Genomic DNA, 7177 nt, shown 5'->3' on the forward strand with positions numbered 1-7177 from the left:
CCGGTAGTTATAAACGGCGATCTTGAGGTAAAGCCTATGATGTATGTTGCGCTTAGTTACGATCACAGAATAGTGGACGGAAGAGAGGCTGTTCAGTTCTTAGTTAGGCTTAAAGAGCTAATACAAGACCCCGAATCACTTCTACTAGAAGGTTAACGTAAGATCAGCTCTTTGATCTAAATTTATTTTCTCTCCAGTAATCCGGTGCATACTTAGATACGGAAATACCCAGAAGATCCAAAAACCATATTTTTATATCGCCTGCCAGAACTTTATATATACCGCCTTGTATAAAACGCCGGGGAGAGGTTTTCATATTTTTCTTTATAAGCTTGAGCTTTCCCTCTTTTCTTAACTTCCGGCACAAATGTGCCGACTCTAAAAGCCCGATATTTGGATAGCCCCCTACTCTCTCAAAAACCCTTGCTCTTAAGAAAACTCCCTGATCCCCGTAGTATCTTTGGCGGATCCTATATCTAGTGCGGTTTATTAGTTCTACTACCCTAAGTCCAAACTCAGGCCCGTCTAAGCAGAACTCAAAAGCTCCTCCAATAATTTCTTTATTCTCTAAGACTGAAAATATTAGTTCATCATAGTTACTTGGGACTAGAGTGTCCGCATCTAGAAACATAAGTACTTTGCCCTTAGCTAGCTTCGCCGCTTCATTGAGTCCATAGGATTTCCCGATACTCTTTGATTCAATCTCTACCAAGCTAAGACCGAGCCCCTTTGCAATCTCGCATGTAGCATCTTCTGATCCTGAATCAACTACTATTATCTCCTGCTCATACTTAGAGCTAGAACACTTCCTTAGATGAGAAATAGTTGAGGCCAAAAACTCAGCCTCATTTAGAGTTGGTATTATTATGGTTAGATCCATGACTGGTCACAACAATATGATAACAGTTATTTCTTTAGATATATAAGTATGGTTGAAGATGCAATTACTTTGTTTAAGAAATTCCGCCAAGCTCTAATAACTCGCCCCACCTTTTGGCAACTTCATCTAGGAGTCCCGGATAGTTCTTTAAATCAGGGTGTTTTTGTACCAGATCAAAGGCGTCATCTCTTGCCTCAGAAAGTAGGCGCGTGTCCCTAAGCAGATTTGCAAATGTGAACTGAGGTAGCCCTGACTGCTTGGTTCCCAGGAAATCCCCGGGGCCTCTAATTGATAGGTCGGCCTCGGCAATCTTAAATCCATCCGACGTTTGCTCCATTATGGTAAGTCTTTTGTCAGCATCTTGAGATCTTTTATAACTGGAGATCAATACACAGTATGAATCATGACCTCCCCTTCCTATCCGGCCCCTTAGCTGATGGAGCTGAGTCAGACCAAAGCGCTCGGCGTTCTCAACTACCATGACAGTTGCATTTGGAACATCTACTCCCACTTCAATAACCGTGGTTGCCACTAGGATGTCGAGGTGGTTTGAGATAAAGCGTTTCATGATCGATTCTTTTTCTTCCGGCTTCATTCTTCCATGTAACAACCCTACTCTAAAATCAGGAAAAATATCATTTTGGAGTTCTTCTGCCATCTGAGTTGCATATTTAATGTCCTTAAAATCAGGGTTCTCTGACTCCTCAATCATGGGATACACAACGTATGCCTGTCGTCCTGTTTCAATTTCTTTACGCACCCGTTCATACGCCTTTTCTCTGGCCCCTTTCTGATCGTAATAGACCTTTGTTTTTATCTCTTTACGGCCAGGTGGAAGCTCGTCAAGAATACTGACATCGAGGTCTCCATACACGGTAAGCGCAAGTGTTCTTGGAATTGGGGTAGCTGTCATTACTAGTACATCAGGGTTTTGTCCCTTACTCATAAGCTGTGCCCGCTGCATAACTCCAAAACGGTGCTGCTCATCAATAACTACCAGTCCTAAGTTTTTAAATTCTACTTTGTCTTGTATTAGGGCATGAGTTCCTACGGCGATTTGCGCCTCACCAGACATTATGGCTTTGTAATAAGAGGTTTTCTCACTTTTGCTCAACCCGCTTTTAAGAAACACGACTCTAATACCAAGGCCTTTTACGTACTCGAGCACTGATGATAGATGCTGCTCAGCCAGTATTTCCGTAGGCGCCATTAACACTGCCTGATAGCCTGACTCAACAGCTTTTAACATGGAGAGCATAGCGACGATTGTTTTACCGCTTCCGACATCTCCCTGCAAAAGTCTGTTCATTGGCTTATCTGATCTCATATCTTTTTCTATTTCGCTTACAACCCGGCTCTGAGCGGACGTGAGATCAAACGGCAAAGCAGCAAGCAAAGAATTTGTAAGCTTATCTGTAGGAGAAAACTTTATACCCGATAGTTTTGCAACATCTCGTTTTTTAATAGCAAGCCCAATTTCTGTTAGAAAAAATTCTGTATACGAGAGGGTTTTGTGGGGCATAGAGTCATAGACTGCCTTACCATCTGATAGATCAATAACACTGTCGTTATCTGAAGGGAAATGCGCCCTTTTTATGGCTGATGGATAATCTAAAATATGTCTTTTCTGTGATATATCATCGGGCACAAATGAGCCAAGCGATGAGCCGTATGTATCAATTACAGTTTTCATTATCCTTCTCATGCGCCTTTGTTTAAGACCTTCTGTGAGCGGGTAGATTGGAACGATGCGGTTAAAATGAACGTTGTCCTCATCAATTTCCTCGCCCTCTTCAATTACTTCTATATCCTCGGGCTTTGGGTGCACTATCTGAAGCGCATCGCGGTATCCTAAGCTGACTTCGCCTGTAAGAATAACGGATGCACCTTTGTTGTAAGAAGCCCTTAAATAACGCTCACTAAATTGAAACCAAACCAAAGTGATCGTGCCGGTGCCGTCAGATATTACAATTTGATAAAGTGTTCTTTTTCTGGTCCTAACCTTGCCGGCAAGCATTATCTTGCCCATAACAGTCTCTCTTTTTCCGGGCGTGAGTTTTGATATGCTCTTTACCGTTCTTCTGTCTTCATAGGCGCGCGGGAAATAATTAATGGCGTCATGTACAGTTTCTATGCCCTTTTTGCCGAGAAGCTCTGCTATCCTAGGGCCGACCCCCTTTATGTACTGAACGGACAGCTTGGAAATATCGTCCGAGCTAGGGGTATCCGGGATTTGTGTTTCACAAGGCTTTGTATCAGTAAGCTGCGAATCTTGATTTACTTTTTCAGTCTTAATTGGTGAGAATTTTTTTAAATCTGAGATAATTTCTAGACACCTTATCAAATTTTCTTTTTTCTGAGTGTTATCTATATTGTCGTAGGATGCAAATAGCTCTTTAATAGCCCTAAACCCATCTTTATGATCTTTAGATATAGGCAGTGAAAGGGCCTTGACCATTAAATCACCTACCAGCTTATCTAAGGCCGAAATTTTATCTAAGTTTGAAAAGTTCTTTTTTGAAGCAAATAAAAGCGGCTTTTCAAGTGCTTCAAGTATTGCTAAAATCTGATCCGGCATAGATATGATTTTACAGTGCTATATGCAATTAATGCAAGCTTAACGATGAGAATATAGATTTTAATTGAGACTAAGTGAAATAGCGCGTTTTTGCGCTAAAAATCCTGCGATATATAGTGTTATATAACACTATAATGCACGTTTTAATCAATAGCGGTTTCCCTACAAATATATAACCGTCTGCAATCATGTAATAATTTAAAAAATTTCTAATCTGGCATGGTGATTGCAAATATATAATCTAGAAGCATGGGCTAGAGTCCGAACATAACTATTCGGTATTCTCCAGCACGAACAATAGGGTATTTGATTAAACTAGCACAAGATTCAATAGGAGAACATAATGAAACATGTTGAAATCACTGAATTTGAAGACCTATCGGATGCACCTAAGAATTCTGAGAAACAGTTTGAAATAGAGTCAAATATGGATTTTGATCTGGATGAGGAAAAAACCGAGCAAGAATCCAATGACTCAATCGCTGATTACAATAACGGCGCTCAATATTCCCAGGATAGCCAGCACCGACTGTTAAATAATTACTTTAAAGACATTTCAACTGAGCCGCTATTAAATGTTAGAGAAGAAATAGAAATTCCCGCAAAGATCAAAAAATGCGAGGAAAAAGCGGATCAAATTAGAGCTCTTCTAGAAGAGATATCTAACCAAAGCGGAAGAGAAAAAGATATAGCCATATTAAATGCCTCACATAAGGCTTATAGTGAAAAAGCTAAAGAGCTTAAAAAGAGATTTGCTAACGCTAATTTAAGACTTGTTATAAGCATAGCAAAAAGATATATCAGTCATGGTCTTCCGTTTTTAGACCTCATTCAAGAAGGCAACATCGGGCTGATGAGAGCTATTGATAGATTTGATTATACCAAGGGCTATAGATTTTCTACATATGCTTCTTGGTGGATATATCAATCGATAACTAGAGCTATTTTGGTGCACAAAGGGGTTGTAAGGGTTCCTGTTTATCTGCTAGAAGTTACAAGCAGGGTATATAGAACAAGAGCTATTTTAATAAAAGATACCGGCAGAAATCCATCTCCCCAGGAAATTTCAGAGCACTCAGGCGTATCGGTAAAATATGTCAAACGAATATTGAAAATAACTAATGATTCAGTAAGTTTAGACTCTCCTATCGACGGGGAAAAAAGAACTCTTTATGACTTTATTGAGAATGAAGAGTCCTCATCACCTGATACTCTTATTGTGGATCAGGAGCTTAAACAAAGCATAAGACACTCGTTATCACTTTTGTCGGAGAAAGAAGAAGAAGTGCTCAGAATGCGCTTTGGCATAGATAGAGACGACACCGTGACACTAGATGACATCGGAAAAAAGTTTAAGCTAACCAGAGAGAGAATACGTCAGATTGAGAAAAAGGCTCTAAGAAAGCTTTCCGTATGCAAGATGAGAAAAGCTCTAAGGCACTTTTGTTAAACTTAGTACTAAGCTCTATTTGTGCAATATGGCACAAAATCTACTGTGTGATACTACACAGCAGATTAGCTTTTAATTAGTAATAAAAAGTGATAGAATATCTAAGCAGTTGGTTTTATTGTGAATTGTGTTTGAGCAGTAAAATGGTACAAACATTGCAATTTATAAATATTGATAATTAATGCTGGCAGTATAGGACCGCCGGCAAATCACAAGAAGGAGGTTTTAGTCATGAGAGTAGTAACATTTATATTTGCGTTGATGTTAGTTATGGGTTTGTCCTTTGGGGGATCTTCACTAGTTGGTACACAGTCAGCAATAGCTGAGAGCCATGAAGATGCTGCAGATCCTGCAGGTGAAATACCTGGCGGCGAAATGGCAGATGATGCAACAGATGCAGCAGAAGGCGCTATGGAAGACGCTAAGGACGCTGGAAAAGACGCTATGGGCGAAATGCCTGGCGGCGAAATGGAAGACGACGCAGCTAAGTAAGAAAATAAGTTTGCAAACGAAAAAAGGGGGCTTAGGCCCCCTTTTTTATACTAAGTTATCAGCATTTATTTTAATAAACTTAATTGTTTTGTGAATCCCGACCAAATAGTTCTTTAAGTTCTCTTGTAAGAATTGTCCAAAAATCTTTTAGATGAGAGTATTTATGATCAATCTCATCCAAATATACATCCAGATTATCGATTGCCTGATGTTGTTCCTCTAGCTGTTCTTCATTTAATTTAGTTCTAAGATTAGCAAGCGAGCGTTCAAGATCAGTTATTTTGGCTTCTAACTCCTTCTTACGTTCATCCGACATATTCATAATATTCACCTTATATAAGAATACACTTACTTACTACCAACCTAAAGCATCACTTACAATAATTAGTATTGCTGGCAATATGAAGAAAATTCCTAAGATATAGCCTACAACGTAAAGTTTATTCTTTACAGCAAGATCAGATAGCTTTTCAGCGGCCAATATTGGAAGTTTGCGCAGGAACGGTACTCCGTATATCACAACAACTCCCAGGAGATTATAGACTAAATGCACGAGGGCTATTTGAAGGGCAAATATGGCTGTTGTGCCCGTTATGGCTGTGGCAGCAAGCAGTGCTGTTATTGTGGTGCCAATATTAGCTCCCAGTGTAAATGGATAGATCTGCCTAAGACTAAAAACACCTGATCCTGCCAGAGGGACAATTAGGCTCGTGGTGGTAGATGAAGACTGCACTAATACTGTGATTAAAGCCCCAGCAGTTATTCCTGAAACTGGTCCGTGTCCGACAGCATTATGTAGAATTTTTTTAGCACGCCCCACCATCAAAGTTTTGAGTATTTTCCCTATAAATGTAATAACAAGAATAATTAACACTATGCCAAGGACTATCATAAGTATCCCGACTGCTAATTCAGGCAGCCAGCCAAATATTGTTTCATGAACAAATTTTATAGGCGGCTTCACAATAGGCTTTATAAAGTTTAGTCCGCGTATTGACATTGACTCTCCGCCCACAAGAAAGCCGGAGAGGAATACCCCTACTTTATCCAGGAATCCAAAAGCTATTTCTAGGGGAAGAAATATTATTACGCTCAAGATATTAAAGAAGTCATGAATTGAAGCCGCGGCAAAAGCTCTTCTAAATTCATTACTATCTTTTATATGGCCGAGGCTAACAATGGTGTTGGTTATAGTTGTACCAATATTAGCTCCCATCACGATTGGGATAGCCGTGATAACAGGAAGACCGCCCGCAACAAGTCCCACAACAATAGAGGTTACAGTACTTGAAGACTGCACTAGAGCTGTAGCGATTATTCCTATTACCAGAGCAGTTATGGGATTGTTTGCAAAAGCAAATAGCTGATTTGCTTGATCACCAGCAGCAAGCTTAAATCCGCTTCCGATCATTGAAACAGCGACCAACAGGAAATAAACTAGAACAACTATCAATAACCACTGTAGCCAATTCGACTGTGCAGTGGTGTTAGTAATCTCTTTAGGCCTATCTGTGTGCTCTGCAACTGTGGAAGTCATAAAATCTTGTACTATACAGATCTCTTATTGATTAATACTTATGTAACTTGTTTATTAGATTCTGTAAAATCATTATAGATTCAATTTGCTTTAATTAAAACCCAGAATTACTAAATTGTAAAATTACATGACTATTAGAAGATGTTTTTTCGAAGAAATTTGGGAACGTGCATGTAATACGAGCACATTATTAATAAATATAGGATCTAATTTGGCGCTAATGTTGTACAAATAAAAAAA

7 protein-coding genes are annotated in these 7177 nt (G+C 39.4%); 3 read left to right on the forward strand and 4 right to left on the reverse strand.

Annotated elements, in window-relative coordinates; translation table 11 throughout:
• Positions 1–156: 2-oxo acid dehydrogenase subunit E2 (locus tag AAF462_08500; protein MEM7009158.1), on the forward strand; the 156-nt coding region annotated here is incomplete at its 5' end.
• 7 nt (positions 157–163) lie between these two features.
• On the opposite strand, the gene AAF462_08505 is transcribed toward AAF462_08500, so the two are convergent.
• Together AAF462_08505 and recG are read right to left on the reverse strand one after the other, a co-directional pair.
• On the reverse strand, positions 164–880 hold the full coding sequence (locus tag AAF462_08505; protein ID MEM7009159.1) for a TIGR04283 family arsenosugar biosynthesis glycosyltransferase: 717 nt from the start codon (positions 878–880) through the stop codon (positions 164–166).
• Positions 881–953: 73 nt separating this feature from the next.
• Positions 954–3458, reverse strand: a complete 2505-nt coding sequence (gene recG / locus AAF462_08510; protein ID MEM7009160.1) for an ATP-dependent DNA helicase RecG — start codon at positions 3456–3458, stop codon at positions 954–956.
• 343 nt (positions 3459–3801) lie between these two features.
• On the opposite strand from recG, the gene AAF462_08515 reads away from it, so the two are divergent.
• Complete coding sequence (locus AAF462_08515; protein ID MEM7009161.1) at positions 3802–4908, forward strand: sigma-70 family RNA polymerase sigma factor; 1107 nt, start codon at positions 3802–3804, stop codon at positions 4906–4908.
• Positions 4909–5139: 231 nt separating this feature from the next.
• On the forward strand, positions 5140–5400 hold the full coding sequence (locus AAF462_08520) for a hypothetical protein (protein MEM7009162.1): 261 nt from the start codon (positions 5140–5142) through the stop codon (positions 5398–5400).
• Between the two features lie 79 nt (positions 5401–5479).
• On the opposite strand, the gene AAF462_08525 is transcribed toward AAF462_08520, so the two are convergent.
• Entirely contained in the window at positions 5480–5722 is a 243-nt protein-coding gene (locus AAF462_08525; protein ID MEM7009163.1) for a hypothetical protein, read from the reverse strand.
• Positions 5723–5755: 33 nt separating this feature from the next.
• The gene (locus AAF462_08530) at positions 5756–6937 is read right to left on the reverse strand and encodes a Na/Pi symporter (protein ID MEM7009164.1); all 1182 of its coding nucleotides are present in this window, start codon (positions 6935–6937) and stop codon (positions 5756–5758) included.
• Between the last annotated feature and the right edge of the window lie 240 nt (positions 6938–7177).

The organism is Thermodesulfobacteriota bacterium (genome assembly GCA_039028315.1).
In the GTDB taxonomy this organism is placed as follows: domain Bacteria; phylum Desulfobacterota_D; class UBA1144; order Nemesobacterales; family UBA2774; genus CR02bin9.

Excerpts from the sequence above, each read along its gene's own strand:
- AAF462_08525 (MEM7009163.1), bottom strand. The coding sequence starts at position 5,722 with ATGAATATGTCGGATGAACGTAAGAAGGAGTTAGAAGCCAAAATAACT.
- AAF462_08530 (MEM7009164.1), bottom strand. The coding sequence starts at position 6,937 with ATGACTTCCACAGTTGCAGAGCACACAGATAGGCCTAAAGAGATTACT.
- AAF462_08515 (MEM7009161.1), top strand. The coding sequence starts at position 3,802 with ATGAAACATGTTGAAATCACTGAATTTGAAGACCTATCGGATGCACCT.
- AAF462_08505 (MEM7009159.1), bottom strand. The coding sequence starts at position 880 with ATGGATCTAACCATAATAATACCAACTCTAAATGAGGCTGAGTTTTTG.
- AAF462_08520 (MEM7009162.1), top strand. The coding sequence starts at position 5,140 with ATGAGAGTAGTAACATTTATATTTGCGTTGATGTTAGTTATGGGTTTG.
- recG (MEM7009160.1), bottom strand. The coding sequence starts at position 3,458 with ATGCCGGATCAGATTTTAGCAATACTTGAAGCACTTGAAAAGCCGCTT.